Origin of the sequence: Streptomyces sp. Wb2n-11 (assembly GCF_001049855.1) — a bacterium.
Lineage (GTDB): Bacteria > Actinomycetota > Actinomycetes > Streptomycetales > Streptomycetaceae > Streptomyces > Streptomyces altiplanensis.
The window spans coordinates 5,860,114-5,875,964 of sequence record NZ_CVPB01000001.1; the positions used below are offsets into that span (position 1 = coordinate 5,860,114).

Sequence of the window (15,851 nt, forward strand, 5' to 3'; positions counted from 1 at the left end):
GGTACGGCGACTGGCAGCAGGCGTCAGGCGTCAGATGAGCAGGCCGGCATCGTCGTCGGCGGGAGCGGTGGCCGATTGGGCGGCACGGACCTGACCGACCAGCTTGTGCTCGACGAAGTAGGCGAAGGAGGCGTAACCGCGCCAGATACGGCGCCACTCCCGCTGGACGGCTTCCTCACCGGAGTTGCGCCGGACGCCGTCGAGGTAGGAGACGATGATGTCGGCCGACTGCCGGGCGTGCCCGGCGGAGAAGTTGTCGATCGACAGGTGTGCCTGCTCGTAGCCTGCGTCGAGGTTGTGGCGGCGCAGCTTCTGTATCTCGTGGAGCCGCATCGCTCCGAGCCCGAACATCTCGATGCCCAGGTTGTAGCCGAGGATCTCGTTGTAGAGAGTGTCGGGGAAGAGCGCCAGGCACACCTGATGGATGGAGAACCCGTAGAGCCCGTCCGGAAGATCGCCCTGCTCCAGGAACTCGTCCTGGCGGATGTGCGGCAGGTGGATGTCCATGCTGGCCAGCACCTGGTGGATGAGCGTGATGTGGTTCTTGTCGAGGTTGCCGCGGCCCATCTCGTCGGCGTAGATGGAGAACAGCATGTGGTCGCTCTGCCGGTGGTTGCGGCCGAGGCTGCCGATGCGCTGGGCCCAGGTGCCGTCGATCAGGCTGCCCAGGGCGAAGGTGCTCTGCTCGAAGATCACGGTCTCACGGTCGGGGATCTCCGTGAGGGGCTGGTACGGGTCTACCAACTTGTCCCAGTAGATCGCATCGACGCGCGCCATCAGCGCCTCGGGCGTGTAGTCGAAGTACTCGGCGTCGGTGAGGGTGCCACCCGATCCATGGGTGAACAGCAGTTCCGCGTCGGCGAGGTTGGCTTCGGCCCGGTCTCGGGCGGTCCCCAGGATATGAGGGAACTGCTCGATGTTGACCACGCGGTGGAACAGCTGCCGGTCGTCCAGGCCGGACGGGGCCTCGGCGAGGACCGTATCGGCCGGGTCGCTGCCGCGCAGCGCCTCGGCCCAGGCCAGAGCCTGCCCGTCGCCGGTGGTGTTCGGCCGGAAGTCGAGGTCTGCCGGCTCACCCGCCGCGATGGCCTGGGCCCACTGGGCGAACACGGCCGCCTCCTGCTCGTCGAAGATGCCGAACATCGGCCCGCCGAACTTGATGGACCGCAGGAACCGGCACACGCCCTCGCGTGCTGGCTTCATCTGCCGGGCCTCGCGGAACTGGCCGACGAAGGCCGCCAGATCCATGTTCTCGTCGTCGAGCCACTCCGACAGCCGCCGGTCGCCGAGGCGCACACTGCGGTGCTGGCGGCCCGCGTACGGCGCGTGCCGGGCCACGATCCGCCCGACCTGGGCATCCAGGGACAGTCCGTCGTACCAGTCGGCCAGCTCGCCGAGGAGCGCGGTGTGCTCCCGCTCCAGGCGCAGCACCAGCTCGATCGAGGCGGTCATCCGCCGCCGGTCCCGTGCGCCGGTCGGCGAGCTCTCGGTCAGCCTGAGATATTCGGCGAGGACCGTACGGGCCTCCGCCTCGGCCAGGAAGGGAGTGTCCGTACCCAGCAACAGATCGTCGACGCCCAGGGCGTTCACGGCGTAATGCACGCCCACCACTTCGGGCAGGAACGACGCGGGCAGCCGGGAGAGCGCGAGGTAGAAGGATGCGTGCAGTGCGGTCAGCGGGCGCGCCTCGGTCTCCTTCAGGAAGTCCACGGTCTCGATCCTGGGCAGGTGCACCTCGAGCTCGGCGAGCGCCCGCCGCCGCCGGGCGAGCAACCCGCGGTCGGGAGTGCCCTCGCCCTGCAGAAGGAAGTGCTGACCGAAGAGCAGGTTGACGATGACCGACGGCTGGGTGGCGGTCTGGGAGACGTTGTCCAGCCAGCAGCCGGCGAGCAGCATGAGGGGTGCGCGCTGGCGCAGGACGAGGCGGTACGTCTGCGAGCCGCGCTCGCGTAGGCCGGCGAGGGCCGGTTCGAGGACGGTGCGGACCTGCCGGACGCGGGCGGCGATCGCGTCCGCGTCCGCGTCGGGGTCCGTACGGGCCTCGTCCTCGGCCGTGGGCAGGAAGGCGTGCAGGGCCCGGCGAGCGACGAGCAGGGTCGTCTCGCTCTCCTGGTCGCCGAGGAGTTGCCGGAAGATGTCGGTGGGCCCGGCGTCGAGAACCGCGGTGGCGTCCTCGGCGGCTTTCGGGCTGAACCGGAAGGCCGCGCGGGGCAGGGAAGTGGTCAGGTCCGGAAGGGGAAATCCGGTGTGCGCGTTCATCACAACTCCGAGGTTTCGTCGCTCGTCGGCTGCTGGGCGGCGGACAGCTTGCGCAGGAGTACGCCGACACGTACGCCCGGCACGCTCGACGCCAGGAGGTAGTGACCGCCGTCGCGCAGCTGTCCCGCCTCAGCGCGGTCCACGAGATTGATCAGGGGGTCGGCCGCGAAGCAGTGCCCGACGCGGGAGATGTTGTCCAGGAACAACTGCCCGGAGCTAAATCCGGCCTGGCGCTCCTTCAGCACGATGATCGGCTTGAAGAGGTTCAGGTGCAGTACGCCGTCCACGTCTTTGAGGGTCAGTTCGAGCGGCGCGAGGATGCGGTCGTTGACCACCCGGGCCAGGTCCGAGCTGATCTCGTTGGACCAGCCGAGCGAGGGCGGGTCCTGGGCAGCGGCCCCGCCGAGGATTTCGTATGCGTCCTCGCCGTATGGCCGGGCGCTCACCAGGCAGGCAGCCGAACCGTCGCTGAACAGGGCGAAGTTCTCCATCCGGATCGCCTCATCCGATATCCGGTCGGTGGTGACGACCAACACCGTGCGATGCTGCCCGGAGACCACCAACGCCTGCGCCAGGCGCAGTCCGACGAGCAGATTGGTGCAGCGGTTCAGGGTGATGCCGGTGAAAGCGGCATCACCCAGCCCGAGGCCGGTCATGACCGCCTGGACGAAGCCCCCGTGCGTACGGGGGCCGCCGAGAAACCGGGTCGAGCAGAGGATGAGAGCGTCGACCTGGTCGGGCCCCGCCCCGGCCGCGGCGAGCGTCGCCCGGCCGCTTTCCACGGCCAGCGTCTCCAGGTTCTTGCCAGTGCGGTGAATAGTTCCCCAACCCCACAGCGAGGCCTTGGCCGGCATGCGCAGCTCGGCGGCGCGCGCGGTCAGATTTGCCATGGACGTGTGGTCGGCCGGGTTTTCGCCGAGGACGTAGCGGGGGGCGGACAGATGGACGGGGGCGGTGTTCACCGTGCGGAGTCACTTTCCTGACCGGTCGACGGGGCCGGTGTCATCATCGCGTTGGCTTCGGGGTAGGGGAGGGCGTCCGCCCCGAAGCCGAAGCTCCCGTGGGTACGGATCTCCTCGGCGGCGCGGACGACCGAGCCGAGCGCCGCCCGGGCCAGCGCCGAGCCGACACTGATCCGTCGTACGCCGAGTTCGCCGAGCTCCGCGACGGACAGCGGCAGGGCGGGCGAACCCATCAGGACGTTGACCGGGCGCCGGACGGCGGCACACACCGCGCGCACCGCCTCGGCATCCGGGAGGCCCGGCGCGTAGAGAACATCGGCGCCTGCGGCCTCGTACGCCCGCAGTCGGCGGATGGTGTCCGCCAGGTCGGACCGGCCTTGGAAGAAGTTCTCGGCGCGGGCCGTCAGGGTGAAGGGGAAGTCGAGCTCCCGGGCGGCGGCGACGGCCGCGGCCACGCGTTCCACCGCCTCCTCCAGGGGACGTACGGGGTCGTCGGTCCGGCCCGTGGAGTCCTCGATCGAGCCACCGACCAGGCCCGCTGCGGCGGCGAGCTGAATGGTCTCGGCCACGTCCCGCGGCGTGTCGCCGAAACCGCTCTCCAGGTCGGCGGAGACCGGCAGATGCGTCGCGGCCACGATCTCCGCGGCGTTCGCGAGGATCTCCCGCCTGCCCACCAGGTTTGTGCCGTCCGGCCGGCCGAGGCGGTAGGCCAGCCCTGCACCGGTGCTGGCGAGCGCCGCGAAGCCGAGTCCGGTCAGCAGCCGGGCGGTTCCCGCGTCCCACGGGTTGGGGACGACGAAGGGCTCGGTGCCCTGGTGGAGTCGGCGGAAGGCCAGGGCGCGGGCGCGCTGATCAACGGGATCTACGGAAGGGGTAACGGGCAGGTTCACGGCGGGAGTTCCTCTGGGGCGCTGGTGTCGTATGGGTCCGGCACGGTCAGATGAGTTCGACGTGCCAGTCGCCAGGCTGCCCGACTTCGGGCGCTCCGGACAGGAGCGACCGGAGGATGTCGGTGACGGACCGGGAGCGGCCGTCGAAGTAGAAGTGGCCGCCCTCGGACCAATGCCGGGACGGCGGCCGGAGGCATTCCCGTTCCCAGGGCTGCAGCCCGGCCTCGCTGATATGCGGGTCGTCCAGACCGTTGATCAAGGTCACTGGTACGGACAGGGGTGCGGCCGGCCGGTACGTGTACCCGGCGACCATGCGGAAGTCGGCACGCAGGTTCGACAGGAGCAGCTCCTGCAGGGCCTCGTCGGCCATGACCTCTGGTGGAAGTCCGCCGAAGAAGCCCACGGCGTCCGTGAACTCCCGGCCTTCCAGCCGGGCAGCCTCCACAACCCGCTGGGTGGGCAGCAGCGCGGGGGCGGAACAGCCGGAGGCGACCAGGTGGCGGAAGTCCGGCAGGTGACCGATGCGCCGTGCGACCTCGAAGGCCAGCACCGCGCCGAAGCTGTGTCCGAAGAGGACGAACGGGCGGTCGGCGGTGACGGAGATCTCGTGCGCCACGGCGTCGGCGAGTTCCGCCACATCGGTGAGGGCGGGCTCCCGGTAGCGGCGGCCTCGTCCCGGCGGGCAGAGCCCGGCGATCTCGGCCACGCCTGCCAGGTCCGGCTGCCAGCCGAGGAAGGAGCGAGGGTTACCGCCCGCGTGCGGGAAGCAGTAGACACGTGCGGCGGGCCCCGACTCGGATTCCGTTCTGTCGCACATGAACCAGAAGGAAGAGCTCATAGGAACGATCGTGCTCACGGAGTCGCCTTGGGCGTGGGTGAATTCCAGCCAACATCGGCCAGAATTTTCACCTCACCCGATGCCCGGTACGCGGTGCTCATGCTCGAGGAGGCCATCGCAAATACGCCACCGGCCAGCGTGGCCGCAATGACCACCGTGGCGATGGGGACCGTTAGGCGCGGCCGGAGCGACGTACCGGGGTGGGAAAAGTTTGCCAACATTTCGTCAAGTCTCCCAAAAGAGCGGGACGTGTGTCCCCTGACCGTTTAGCGGAGTGAAGGGTGATCGCTGCGATCGGCCTTGACCACTTTCGCGTCCGGCTCGACTTAGACTCAAGCTCCGAGATGACTCAGACTCCCGCAGTGCCGAAAGCCGATGGATCCAAAAGCCACACGGTGGTAAATATCGGACACTCGGTTGGCATTATTGGACCCTTTGGGCATCCGGGAATCGACAGGACGGACGAGTGGGGGAATGGGAATGGAATATGGAATTCCGGATGGACCGAACGGTGTGCAGCAGCTCATGTCCGAGCACTTGCAGGCACTGTCCCGGCTTGTCGCGGGCGGCCTCGCCGGCCCGGCCGCGGCCCCGGCCGCAGCGCCGACGGCGCACACTCCCTCTGATACTCGGATCCGCTACCACTGCGGGCTCGAAGCCATTGCCGCTGCCATCGACGAGGCACTCGCCGATGCGCGCAAGGAGATTTTGACCGCTCAGCCCGATGGGCCGCGTCCCGGGCCGGTCCTGGACAAGGCCCTCGAATCCGTACGCCGCCAGATAGCGGGGGCGTCGCGATGCGCACCCTTTATCAGCACACCACGCGATTCGATGAAGCGACCAAGAATTATGTCCGGGTCGTCTCCGATTATGGAGTTCAGGTCCGCACCCTGGCCGAATTTTATGACCGGATCATCATCGTCGATGGAATCGTCGCATTCATTTCCGCGAATGAAAGTCGTACCAACGCCATAGCCATCAGGGAGCCCGCCATCGTACGTTTCCTCAAAGACATATTCGAGCGCTCCTGGGATCGCGCGAAACCCTTCCCCTTCGTTTCGACACATGCCAGGAGGGCAGCCGAGCAGGTCGTCCCATCACTCCGGAAATCAATCAGCAAACTACTCATAGCGGGCTATCCCGACAAGCAGATTGCACGCCGGCTCGGCATCAGTGAGAGATCGCTGCAAGCGCATATCGCGGCGATGAAGCAGGAACTGGGTGCGCACACCCGAATCCAGTTCGGCTACGAACTGGGCAGAAATGAGACCACGCTCATCTTGTGAAAACAGGGGCGGGGACACCATGTCCCCGCCCCTGTCCGTGTCCCTCCGGCTCCGCCCACCTCAGCGCGCTGTCTCCACGGCAGCCGCCGGTGCAGCAGTCTCCTCGGGTCCGCGCCTGCGGAAGCCGGGCATCCGGGACACGGCCACGCCACTCAGGCAGATGGCACCGCCGAGGAGTGTGACCCAGCCCGGCACCTCGTCCAGGGCGAGCCAGGAAATGAGGATCACCACGGCGGGCACCGCGTAGGTAGTAGCCCCCATCTTCCCGGCAGTGGTCCGCGACAGCGCGTACGCCCAAGTGGTGAAGGCCAGAGCCGTGGGGAAGAGTCCCAGGTAGACGACATTGAGCGTGGCCGACAGAGGCGCCCCGGACAGGTCCGACACCAGCTGCCCGCTGAACGGCAGACACGCGACGGTGCCGATCAGACAGCCGTACGTCGTCACCTGCATTGGGGTCGCATGCCGCAGTGCGGGCTTCTGCAACACCACTCCGGATCCGTATGCCACGGCAGCCAGCAGGCAGAGTCCCAAGCCGAGGACCGAGGACGATCCGCCGCCGGAGGAGAAGCCGACGACGACCGCGCCGACGAACGACACGGCCATGCCGGCCAGCAGCAGCGGCGGGAATCCTTCCTTCAGGAACCAGCCGCCGAGCAGCGCGACCACGATCGGTCCCACGTTGACGACCATGGACGCGGTTCCCGCGTCCACCAGCTGCTCTCCCCAGTTCAGTACGACCATGTAGACGCCGAACCAGAGCACCCCCGATCCCACGATCCCGGGCCATGCCCTCCGCGGCGGCACTCCACCGCGCTGCGCTACCAGCAGGCAGAGCAACGCCAGGGAGCCCGTCAGCAGTCGCCCCAGCGCCAGCGCTCCGGGTTCGAAATAGTCGGCAGAGGCACGAATGGACACAAACGCGGAGGCCCAGAGCACCACAGTGACCGATGCGGCCAAAATCGCCCGCCGATCCATTTCGGAACGTCCAGATGATGAGTTCATATGAGCAACCTAGCCTTGCTTGCCTCACCACGGCGGGATTCCGTGGAGGGTGGGGGCGGATTCGGTGACGTGCGGGGCAGGCGGGCGGCGGAGCGTTCCAGTTCGCGGAGCATGAGTCCGACCGCCGGGACGGAGAGGGAGGTCGACATGGACAGGGCTACCACCTCCCGGTGCACCGTGGGCTCCAGGCGGAGCAGCCGAATCGCCGTCGACGGCGGTTCGCTCAGGGCCAGTTCCGGCAGCACGGCGACCCCCAGGCCCGCCGCGACCAGTCCGATCACGGTCGGATAGTCGTCCGTCCTGTACTCGGCGCGCGGCTCGAAACCGGCATGCTCGCACAGTTGCACCAGATGGTGACGACAGCGGTGGCAGCCCATGACCCAGGAATCGTCGGCCAGTTCGGCCAGTTCTACTTGGTCCGCCTCCGCGAGGCGATGCCCTTCCGGCACCAACACGACCAGAGGATCGGTGAGGAGCGGGCGGACCGCGAGGTCCCGCCACTCGTCCTGCGTCTTCGCGCCCGCGCCGGGGATCTTCGGGTGGTGGAAGGCCAGGGAGATGTCGCAGTCGGCATTGCGAAGGAGGTCGATAGAGCGCGGAAGAGGCGCCTCCACCAGAGAAACCTCTATGTCCGGGTGGGCGGCGCGCACCGCGGCGATGGCAGAAGGTATCAGTGCCGAAGTGCCGCTCAGAAAGGAGGCTAGCCGGACTCGGCCGGTACGCAGCCCCGCGAACGCCGCCATCTCCTCCTCGGCCGCATGGAGTCCGGCGAGCACCCCGGCCGAGTGGCGCACGAGAGCCGCACCGGCCTCGGTGACCCGTACCTCACGGCTGGTGCGTATCAGAAGCGGGGTACCCATGGCCAGTTCGAGGGATTTCATCTGCTGGCTCACGGCTGGCTGGGTGCAGCTCAGCTGCCGTGCCGCGGCAGCGAAAGAGCCCGTTTGCGCAACGGCGCGCAGTGTGCGGAGATGGCGCGTCTCGATCATGGGGTGAAACGTAAGCAGGAGGAATGATATTGAGCAACTCGCCTTTACCGCGCGGCAATATGGGGCGTTATGTGCGAAATCGGCCGTCCGCAGAGTGATGCGGAGGCAGTTTTGCTGAGTCTTGGACATTGGCGCCCAGGGAGAGGTTCACATAAGGAATCCTTTCGGCATTGGTAAGGTAGGTGAACTTGGGTGGGGTATTTATCTGGACAACTGGTGCAAAGCTTCCGCGTGATGTGGTTATTGATCAGAAACTCATGGGGTTCACTCGGCGATGACGTAGCGGACGTGCCGACCGCCGAAGTATCCGCGCACGATGTGAGGTTGGCGTTGTCGGCGGTGGAAGAATCTGCGGGTTTCGGCGGCGAGTTCGGTCTGGTTCCTGGCCCGGTGGGTGTGGGGCAGGCTGCGTTTGAGGTCGGCGTTGACCAGTTCGTCGGGGTTCAGCTCGGGTGAGTACGAGGGCAGGAAGTGCAGCTCGATCTGGTCCTCGTGGTCGGCGAGCCAGGCCCGGACCGCCTTGGAACGGTGGGCCGAGTGCCGGTCGACGATCAGGTGGACCTTGCGGTCGAAGTGCCCGACAAGCCGGGCGAGGAAGCGGCACATGACCTTCGCGTCGAACGACTCGGTGAAGACCATGAAGTGCATCCGGCCCTTCGTGCTGATCGCGGACATTGCGTTCACGGAGAACCGGTTCCCGGTGCGGCGGACGACCGGTGTCGTGCCTTTGGCGCCCCAGGTACGGCCGGTGACCTGGTCCGAGCGGATCCCGACCTGGTCGGCGAAGAGGACTTCGCCCTTCTCTTCCTTCGCTCTGGCCCGAATCGCCGGCCAGGTCTCCTCGTGCCAGACGCGGGCTGCTTCCGCGTCCTGCCCGACGGCCCGCTTGTCCGGACGCTGGAAGGTCAGCCCCCACCGCTTGAGGTACTTGCCCACGCCGGGTTCGGTGAAGCGGACCCGGTACAGCTTGAAGATCAGCTCGCCTATCAGCCCCCGTGTCCACAGCTGACCGGAAAGCCCCACGTCGCAGGGGGTGTGGTCGAGGACGGCCTGCCGGACGGCGGCCTGCTCGACCTCGGACAGAACCTGATGGTCGCCCGCCCGGCGGCCGCGCGGACGGGACAGCAGCGCGTCCCGTCCACCGGTCTGCCACCTCGTCCACCAGTTGTCCACGGCCCTGACCGACACCTTGAACAGGGCCGCGACCTCCGCCCGGTCCCGGCCCTCCAACAGCGCGGACACCGCCAGCAACCGCACAGCCTCCTGCGCGTCCGGAGACCAGGTCCGCGCATCCCCCACCAGATCACTCACACATCGCCAACGAGCCTGAACTCAAAGCGTTTCGGATCAATAGCGGTCGTCCCCACGATGCCCTCGCTTATGGCAGCCAGTAGGTTTCCTTTGGTTGCCGGGCGTACTTGATGTCGCGTACAACGACGCCATGCATGACAAGATCGCCAGCACCGTCCACGGCGCATTCGGAGAAATACTCCAGGGCTACACCGTCGGTGCCCACGGCTTTGAGCACTTCCTCTTCACGGCGCCGGTCGAGGAGTTGAGCTGCGCAGCGCGGCTGCGGCGGGCCGAGGGCCCTGGCACGCAAGCGCTCACGATCAGCCCGGCCGACCGCACCAAAGCGCTCTCCGCCTTTGAGACTCTCAGCGCCGAACTGGGGTTCTTCAACGCCGGTCTCACCATCGACATTACGTCGAACATCCCTGTGGCCAAAGGACATGCGAGCTCGACCGCCGACATCCTGGCCGTCGCCTTGCTCTGCATCCGGGAGGCCTACCCGGCGACCCCCGCGCCAGTGGCGCACGCGCTCGCGCTCTCCGTGGCCCGGAGGCTCGAATACGGAGATTATCTGCTGCACCCCGGAATCGCCTCCTGCGCCCAGCGGTCGCAGACCCTGATCGCGAAATACCACACGGATTTGCGTTGGAGCATCGTCGGAGTGGACGAGGGCGGCTGGGTGCGCACGGAGGAATTCCATCGGGAAATCCCGGAGGATCCGGGGAAGGCCCGTGTCTACGAGCAGCTCTTCGGAGAACTCGACGCGGCGCTCCTCGCGAATGACGGCGAGGCGGCTGCAAAAATAGCGACTCTCAGCAGCGAACTGCACAATGACCGGCTCCCCAAGAAATCCCTGGGTGACCTCATGGCGGTCAAGAAGGAATGGGGGGCACTCGGCGTGTGCGTGGCACACAGCGGAACGGTGGCCGGCCTCATCTTCTCGAAACACCAGACGGACCACGATCTTCGTGTCGCTGAATCCCGGAGAGCACTGCATTCTCTCGGCTACGACAGCGACCTCTACACACTGAAGGAGTCGGGGCGCTCATGAGCCGCGCAGTCACGACGGACTCGAGGACAGAACCGGGACACGAGGTCCCCGGCCCGGTCCCGGACGGGCCGGAACCCGCGGTGGAGGAAAAGGCGGGCACGGAGGAAAAGACGGGCAACCGCGCCCGTCCCCAGCTCATGGTGCTCCTCGCGGTCTGCTGCCTGGCCCTCGGCGGTGTCTTCGTCCGGATCAGCGAGGTGGGCCCGGTGGCCACCGGCGGATACCGTTCGCTGCTCGCCGCGCCCATGCTGCTCGGCATGTCGCTGGCGGCCGCACGCCGCACGCGCGTGAACGCCACCGCCCCCACAGCCTCCGGCGCCGACGGGCCCGGCACTGCCGCTCGGATCGGACGGCGGGACCAGTTCCTGATCGTCCTGGGAGGGCTATTCCTCGCCGCCGACCTGTGCCTGTGGAACATCTCGTTTCTGCACACCTCGCTGGCCGAGGCGAATCTCCTGGCCAATCTGGTGCCGTTCATCATCGCCCCGCTCTGCTTCCTCCTCTTCGGCGACCGGCTGCCGTGGCGGCTCGCCCTGCCCGCACTGCTCGCGCTGGCCGGCCTGTACATCCTGGTCATCCTCGGAACCGGCCTCGACCCCCAGCATCTGCGGGGCGACCTCCTCGCACTGGCCACCGCGGTGTTCTACGCGCTGTTCCTCGTCGTGGCCAAGGGGCTGCGCGAACGCCACGAAGCCACCCGCATCATGGCTACCCTCAGCCTGGTCTGCGGCGTCGCCTGCTTCGGGGTGGCGGCCCTGCTCGGCGAGAGCCTGTGGCCCACCAGCGCGAAGGGCTGGCTCGTGCTGATCGCCCTCGCGGTGACGTCTCAGCTGCTCGGCCAGACCCTGATGGCACACGCCGTGAAGTTCCTGCCGCTCCAGCTCGCCGCGCTCTTCGTGCTGCTGCAGCCGGTTGCCGCGGCCATCTACGGCCTGGTCCTGTTCGACCAGCGTCTCAGCCTGGTGCAAATGGCGGGAATCGGCGTGCTGCTCGTCTCGATCTTCTGGGCCAAGAACCTCCTGGAGGGCAGGAAGTGAGCCTGTCCCACCCTTCGGTGCTGCACCACCGCAGCCCTGATCCCTACGAACTCATCGAAGAGCTCAGCCGGCTGAGCACCGTGGACTGCGGCGGCTTCGAGACGGCCGGGCCACGGCTGCGCGCGATCCATGGCAGCCCGGCCACCGAGTCCAGCTTCAAGTCGATCCTCGGCCTCGGACTGCTCCTTCTGGCCCGTGAGGAGGGACTGCTCGCCGAGGGCCAGACCGTCATCGAGTCCACCTCGGGCTCCCTCGGACTCGGCCTGGCGGTAGCCGGCCGGCTGCTCGGGCACCCCGTTCACCTGGTCACTGATCCCGGCATCCCGGACATCACCCGACGGAAGATCGAACTGGTCGGCGGGGTTCTCCACATCGCCGCGACCCCGCATCCGGTCCTCGGCAGCCAGCAGGCCCGCGACGACCTGCTGCGGACCATCCTGTCCGAGCACCCCGACTTCTACTGGACCAACCAGAACGACAGCCCGCTCAACCCGCAGGTCTACACCCGCTGGGTGGTACCGCACCTGATGGCCGCCCTCGACTTCTCCCGGATCACCGCCGGAATCTTCTGCGTGGGCAGCGGCGGCCACTTCTCCGCCCTGTCCGCGATGCTGGAGGCCAAGGGCATCCCCTCCTACGTGGCGGACCGCGAGGGTTCGATCACCTTCGGCGGCTCGCCAGCCCGGAGCATCCTCCGTGGCACCGGCAATCAGAACCGGATTCCCGCCGTGATCGACGCCGTCCGGACCCGGGTCGCGGGCGTCTACCGGGTATCCGACAAACATGCCTGCGACGGCGTCCGGGAGCTGGCCGCCAGAGGGCTCAGCGTGGGCGGATCGTCCGGCGTCTGCTTCATGGGCGCGCGCCAACTCGCCGCGGACCTCGGCCCCTCCGCCGACGGCGAGATACTCACCTTCTTCGCCGACCGCGGCGAACTGTACGGAACCACACTGCTGAACGAAGGACGGACCGATGCTTAGAGGTCGTCTCATTTGGCGAGTCTGCGGTAGCAGATGAGGGTGCAGGCGATGCTGGTGAAGGCCAGGAAGTGGTCGGCTTTGCGTTCGTAGCGGCGGTGGAGGCGGCGGCACCCTCCGAGCCAGGCCATGGTGCGCTCGATGGTCCAGCGGTGGCGGCCAAGACGGTTCGAGGACTCGATGCCTTTGCGGGCGATGCGGTGGGTGATGCCGCGGGATCGGAGCCATCTGCGCAGGTGACGGTTGTCGTAGGCCTTGTCGGCGTGGAGCTTGGCCGGCAGCCTGCGGCGGGGTCCGCGACGGGAGCGGATGGGCGGGATACCCCGCACCATGGGCTCCAGGGCCTGGCTGTCGTGCAGGTTCGCGCCCGAGATGCCGATGGAGATGGGCAGACCGGAACGTTCGGTGATCAAGTGGATCTTCGACCCAAACTTGCCTCGGTCCACAGGATTCGGACCCGTCAGGTCCCCCCTTTCAGGGCCCGCATGTTCACCGAGTCGATCGCACACCTCGACCAGTCCAACTCCCCGCGGGCGCCGAGTTCATCCAGCACCAGACGGTGGAGCTTGGCCCACACCCGGGCCTTGCTCCACTCGGTGAACCGCCGGTGAGCGGTCGGCCCCGAGGGCCCGAACGACGGCGGCAGCTGCCGCCACGTACACCCCGACGTGGCCACGAAGACGATCGCCGCCAGCACCTCACGGTCCCCGTACCGCCGACGGCCACCACCCTGCGGCCTCGACGGAGAAGGCGGCACCACCCGCTCGAACAACACCCACAACTCATCCGGAACCAACCGCTCCACAATCCCCACGGCACCAGATTACCGAATCAATCCAAATGAGACGTCCTCTTAACCCCGCCCTGTGGAGCAAGGCTCCCGCCACGGCCCAGCTCTTCCACCACGATCCGTACGCGACGACCGCGGCGGCCGTCGTTCTGGCGGTCGAGGGGCACCACGCGATCTTCGACCGTTCACTGTTCTACGCCGAGTCCGGCGGGCAGGTCGCCGACCAGGGAACCGTCGACGGATGGCGAGTGGTGGACGTACAGAAGGCGGGCGGCCGGCCCTACCAGCTGCCCAACGGGGAAGTCGCCACGATCGACGCGGTGTTCTGTCACGTGTTCGAGGAACCCTGCTCGCTGGAGGTGGGAGCGGAGGTCACCATGGAGATCGACTGGGAACGCCGCTTTCGCAACATGCAGATGCACACCCTGGCGCACTTCCTGTTCCACGCCACCGGTGAATACCTCACGGCGCATGGCCAGACGCGCTCGACCCGGGGCTGCCACATCAGCGACAGCGCCGCACGCTTCGACTTCGGCTGTGCGATCCCCAGCGAGGCGGTGCCGGAGATCCAGGACCGTGTCCTCGCCCTTCTCGGGTCCGCCGGGGAGGCGGTCGTGACCCCCCTACCGGGGGCCGGCGACGTCTTCGTCTGGCGTTCGGGAGAGATCGAGATCCCCTGCGGCGGCACCCACGTGCGGCATCCGAAGGAGATCCAGGGCGGCATCACCGTGCGCCGCCGCACCAAGGGGAAGGGCGGCACCCGCCTCTACGTCGAGCTGGATCGCGATGCGGACTGACGACCGCCCCACCCACGAGGGCATCCCGGTCCGGACGGCCGCCGGGCCGCATGCGGATGCCCCGCGGTTCATAGCGGACGCGGACGTCCTGCGCGGCCGGCGCACCCTGAAGTGGCAGGTGGGCGCGCTCGAACCGGACCGGATTTGCCTCGGTGTCGCGGAAATGGACCTGGAGACACCGGATTTCCTCCGCCACGCCCTCGAACGCGCCGTGCGGGACGGCGAGACGGGATACGGCCTCACCGGCGAGCAGGAGCAGGCCTGCGCACGCCATCTAGCCCGTGAGCACCACGCCTTCACAGCAGGGCTTCGCTGCACCACCGAGATACTGACCGGGCTTCGGTCACTCCTCCGGGACCAGCTGCCGCCCGGCAGCCCCGTCATCGTGGAGACACCGGTGTACGGTGACCTGTTCAAGGTGATCGAAGAAGCTGGCATGCGCCCGGTGGCCGTGCCCCTGCTGCGGGACGTGGCTGGCTACCGGCACGACTTCGCCGCGCTCGACGCTGCCGCGGCGGCCGGTGCCGGGGCCTGGATCCTGTGCCAGCCGCACAACCCGGTGGGGCGGGCCTGGAACACCGAAGAGATCACCGCGGCGCTCTCCCTCGCCCTGGAACATGATTTGCTGCTGCTCGCGAACGAAGTGCACATGCCGCTCGGACTCGCGGGGCAGCCGCGCTCCGTGTTCGCCGACCCCGCCGTGCACCGGGCCCGGGTCTTCGGCCTCACCTCGGCGTCCAAGGCGTTCAACATCGCCGGTCTGAAGAGCGCCACGGTCTACGCCTCGGACCGCACGGCCGGGGCGCTCGTCGGGCTGCCGCAGAGTCTGCTCGGGCGCCCCGGAAGCCTCGGCGCAATCGCCACGGTCGCCTGCTACGAGCAGGGGACCGGATGGCTGGCCGCGCTGCGTGCCGTACTCGCCGAGCGCGTGGAATCGGTCCGTGCGGAACTCTCCCGGCTCCCCTTGCGGGTGGACGTCGTCGCACCCGAGGCCACCTATCTGGTGTGGGCCGGATTCCCTGCGCCGGACGAGTCGGAGCGCTTCGCCCGCGCCCTCGCCGGCGCCCGGGTCCACACCCTTCCCGGGGCCGCTTTCGGGGGCGACGCCTACGCCGGATACTTCCGGATCAACGCCGCCAGCCATCCAGCGGTCCTCGGCGAGGCGTTCGGCCGGATCAGGGCGGCGCTGTGAACGGTGGCATGGCCGAGCAGATCTGAGGAGCTTTCGCACTCGGTTGGAATCTGCGTACGACGAGCCGCTCAACTCGTAACCACCCCTCTGACCTGCACAGATTCCAACCGAACAAGGATTTCCGTCGGTCGCCAATCAGTTGGCCTCTCGGTCCAGGCCGGACCAGTACGGCTGGCGGAGCTTGAACTTCGCCCGCATCAAGGTCGAACCGGCCGTCTCCACGATCCGGCGATTACGGGGCCTGACGACAGGGTTCTGCCACTTCTCCGACCTCAAGTGCGACCACGTCTTCACCCTCTACCCCGATGGCCGCCTCGGCAGCTGTGACGAACTGCCCTGGCCACACAGGCACGCCTCACCCAGCTGGAGTCCACAGCCGACGAGCACGAGGTGGTCCGTGCCCAGCAGAACTCTCGGGCTTCGGCAGGCTGCCCCGGCTCTTGCGGCTACGGGCAGCTCGGACGCTGATGCCCAGGTGAGCGGCGACC

At 67.8% G+C, this 15,851-nt stretch carries 14 protein-coding genes; 6 read left to right on the forward strand and 8 right to left on the reverse strand.

Annotation, left to right across the window (positions count from 1 at the left end):
- Window positions 1-30: 30 nt before the first annotated feature.
- Genes BN1555_RS26695 through BN1555_RS26710 form a run of 4 tightly spaced genes read right to left on the reverse strand, consistent with a single transcriptional unit; the run spans window position 31 to window position 4,949 of the window.
- Window positions 31-2,259 (reverse strand): iron-containing redox enzyme family protein, encoded by a 2,229-nt coding sequence (locus BN1555_RS26695; protein WP_093801743.1) that lies wholly within the window; start codon window positions 2,257-2,259, stop codon window positions 31-33.
- A complete protein-coding gene (locus BN1555_RS26700) occupies window positions 2,259-3,221 on the reverse strand; it encodes a beta-ketoacyl-[acyl-carrier-protein] synthase family protein (RefSeq protein WP_093801744.1) in 963 nt (320 codons plus the stop codon). The genes BN1555_RS26695 and BN1555_RS26700 overlap by 1 nt, the downstream gene beginning before the upstream one ends.
- Window positions 3,218-4,111 carry an isocitrate lyase/PEP mutase family protein gene (locus BN1555_RS26705; protein ID WP_255306187.1) on the reverse strand — a complete coding sequence of 298 codons (894 nt, stop codon included), beginning with the start codon at window positions 4,109-4,111 and terminating at the stop codon, window positions 3,218-3,220. The genes BN1555_RS26700 and BN1555_RS26705 overlap by 4 nt, the downstream gene beginning before the upstream one ends.
- Window positions 4,112-4,157: 46 nt before the next feature.
- Window positions 4,158-4,949, reverse strand: coding sequence for a thioesterase II family protein (locus tag BN1555_RS26710; protein ID WP_093801745.1), 792 nt, complete (start codon window positions 4,947-4,949; stop codon window positions 4,158-4,160).
- 797 nt (window positions 4,950-5,746) lie between these two features.
- Here BN1555_RS26710 and BN1555_RS26715 point away from each other — a divergent pair.
- Window positions 5,747-6,235, forward strand: a complete 489-nt coding sequence (locus BN1555_RS26715) for a LuxR C-terminal-related transcriptional regulator (RefSeq protein WP_093801746.1) — start codon at window positions 5,747-5,749, stop codon at window positions 6,233-6,235.
- 60 nt (window positions 6,236-6,295) lie between these two features.
- Here BN1555_RS26715 and BN1555_RS26720 read toward each other — a convergent pair whose 3' ends face one another.
- From BN1555_RS26720 to BN1555_RS26730, 3 genes are all read right to left on the reverse strand, one after another.
- Entirely contained in the window at window positions 6,296-7,237 is a 942-nt protein-coding gene (locus BN1555_RS26720; protein ID WP_218058204.1) for a DMT family transporter, read from the reverse strand.
- A complete protein-coding gene (locus BN1555_RS26725) occupies window positions 7,234-8,226 on the reverse strand; it encodes a LysR family transcriptional regulator (RefSeq protein ID WP_093801748.1) in 993 nt (330 codons plus the stop codon). Before BN1555_RS26725 ends, BN1555_RS26720 begins: the two co-directional genes overlap by 4 nt.
- Before the next feature lie 264 nt (window positions 8,227-8,490).
- Window positions 8,491-9,537 carry an IS630 family transposase gene (locus BN1555_RS26730; protein ID WP_093801749.1) on the reverse strand — a complete coding sequence of 349 codons (1,047 nt, stop codon included), beginning with the start codon at window positions 9,535-9,537 and terminating at the stop codon, window positions 8,491-8,493.
- A gap of 130 nt (window positions 9,538-9,667) precedes the next feature.
- Here BN1555_RS26730 and BN1555_RS26735 point away from each other — a divergent pair, with 130 nt between their 5' ends.
- The 3 genes from BN1555_RS26735 to BN1555_RS26745 are packed head-to-tail and all read left to right on the forward strand — an operon-like array spanning window position 9,668 to window position 12,587.
- A complete protein-coding gene (locus BN1555_RS26735) occupies window positions 9,668-10,570 on the forward strand; it encodes a GHMP family kinase ATP-binding protein (protein ID WP_093801750.1) in 903 nt (300 codons plus the stop codon).
- Window positions 10,567-11,607: a DMT family transporter gene (locus BN1555_RS26740; protein WP_093801751.1), complete on the forward strand. Its 1,041-nt coding sequence runs from the start codon at window positions 10,567-10,569 to the stop codon at window positions 11,605-11,607. Before BN1555_RS26735 ends, BN1555_RS26740 begins: the two co-directional genes overlap by 4 nt.
- Window positions 11,604-12,587: a pyridoxal-phosphate dependent enzyme gene (locus tag BN1555_RS26745; protein WP_255306188.1), complete on the forward strand. Its 984-nt coding sequence runs from the start codon at window positions 11,604-11,606 to the stop codon at window positions 12,585-12,587. Before BN1555_RS26740 ends, BN1555_RS26745 begins: the two co-directional genes overlap by 4 nt.
- A gap of 8 nt (window positions 12,588-12,595) precedes the next feature.
- On the opposite strand, the gene BN1555_RS26750 is transcribed toward BN1555_RS26745, so the two are convergent.
- Window positions 12,596-13,392 (reverse strand): IS5 family transposase gene (locus BN1555_RS26750; protein ID WP_176710309.1). Its coding sequence is split into 2 segments (ribosomal slippage): window positions 12,596-13,059 and window positions 13,059-13,392, totalling 798 coding nucleotides; the frame shifts between segments, so codons are not numbered across the junction.
- Window positions 13,393-13,424: 32 nt separating this feature from the next.
- On the opposite strand from BN1555_RS26750, the gene BN1555_RS41360 reads away from it, so the two are divergent.
- Together BN1555_RS41360 and BN1555_RS26760 are read left to right on the forward strand one after the other, a co-directional pair.
- On the forward strand, window positions 13,425-14,171 hold the full coding sequence (locus BN1555_RS41360; RefSeq protein ID WP_093801752.1) for an alanyl-tRNA editing protein: 747 nt from the start codon (window positions 13,425-13,427) through the stop codon (window positions 14,169-14,171).
- Window positions 14,161-15,363, forward strand: coding sequence for an aminotransferase class I/II-fold pyridoxal phosphate-dependent enzyme (locus BN1555_RS26760; protein WP_093801753.1), 1,203 nt, complete (start codon window positions 14,161-14,163; stop codon window positions 15,361-15,363). Before BN1555_RS41360 ends, BN1555_RS26760 begins: the two co-directional genes overlap by 11 nt.
- Window positions 15,364-15,851 lie beyond the last annotated feature (488 nt).

Excerpts from the sequence above, each read along its gene's own strand:
- BN1555_RS26740 (WP_093801751.1), top strand. The coding sequence starts at position 10,567 with ATGAGCCGCGCAGTCACGACGGACTCGAGGACAGAACCGGGACACGAG.
- BN1555_RS26715 (WP_093801746.1), top strand. The coding sequence starts at position 5,747 with ATGCGCACCCTTTATCAGCACACCACGCGATTCGATGAAGCGACCAAG.
- BN1555_RS26720 (WP_218058204.1), bottom strand. The coding sequence starts at position 7,237 with ATGAACTCATCATCTGGACGTTCCGAAATGGATCGGCGGGCGATTTTG.
- BN1555_RS26710 (WP_093801745.1), bottom strand. The coding sequence starts at position 4,949 with ATGAGCTCTTCCTTCTGGTTCATGTGCGACAGAACGGAATCCGAGTCG.
- BN1555_RS26760 (WP_093801753.1), top strand. The coding sequence starts at position 14,161 with ATGCGGACTGACGACCGCCCCACCCACGAGGGCATCCCGGTCCGGACG.
- BN1555_RS41360 (WP_093801752.1), top strand. The coding sequence starts at position 13,425 with ATGAGACGTCCTCTTAACCCCGCCCTGTGGAGCAAGGCTCCCGCCACG.
- BN1555_RS26695 (WP_093801743.1), bottom strand. The coding sequence starts at position 2,259 with ATGAACGCGCACACCGGATTTCCCCTTCCGGACCTGACCACTTCCCTG.
- BN1555_RS26735 (WP_093801750.1), top strand. The coding sequence starts at position 9,668 with ATGCATGACAAGATCGCCAGCACCGTCCACGGCGCATTCGGAGAAATA.
- BN1555_RS26725 (WP_093801748.1), bottom strand. The coding sequence starts at position 8,226 with ATGATCGAGACGCGCCATCTCCGCACACTGCGCGCCGTTGCGCAAACG.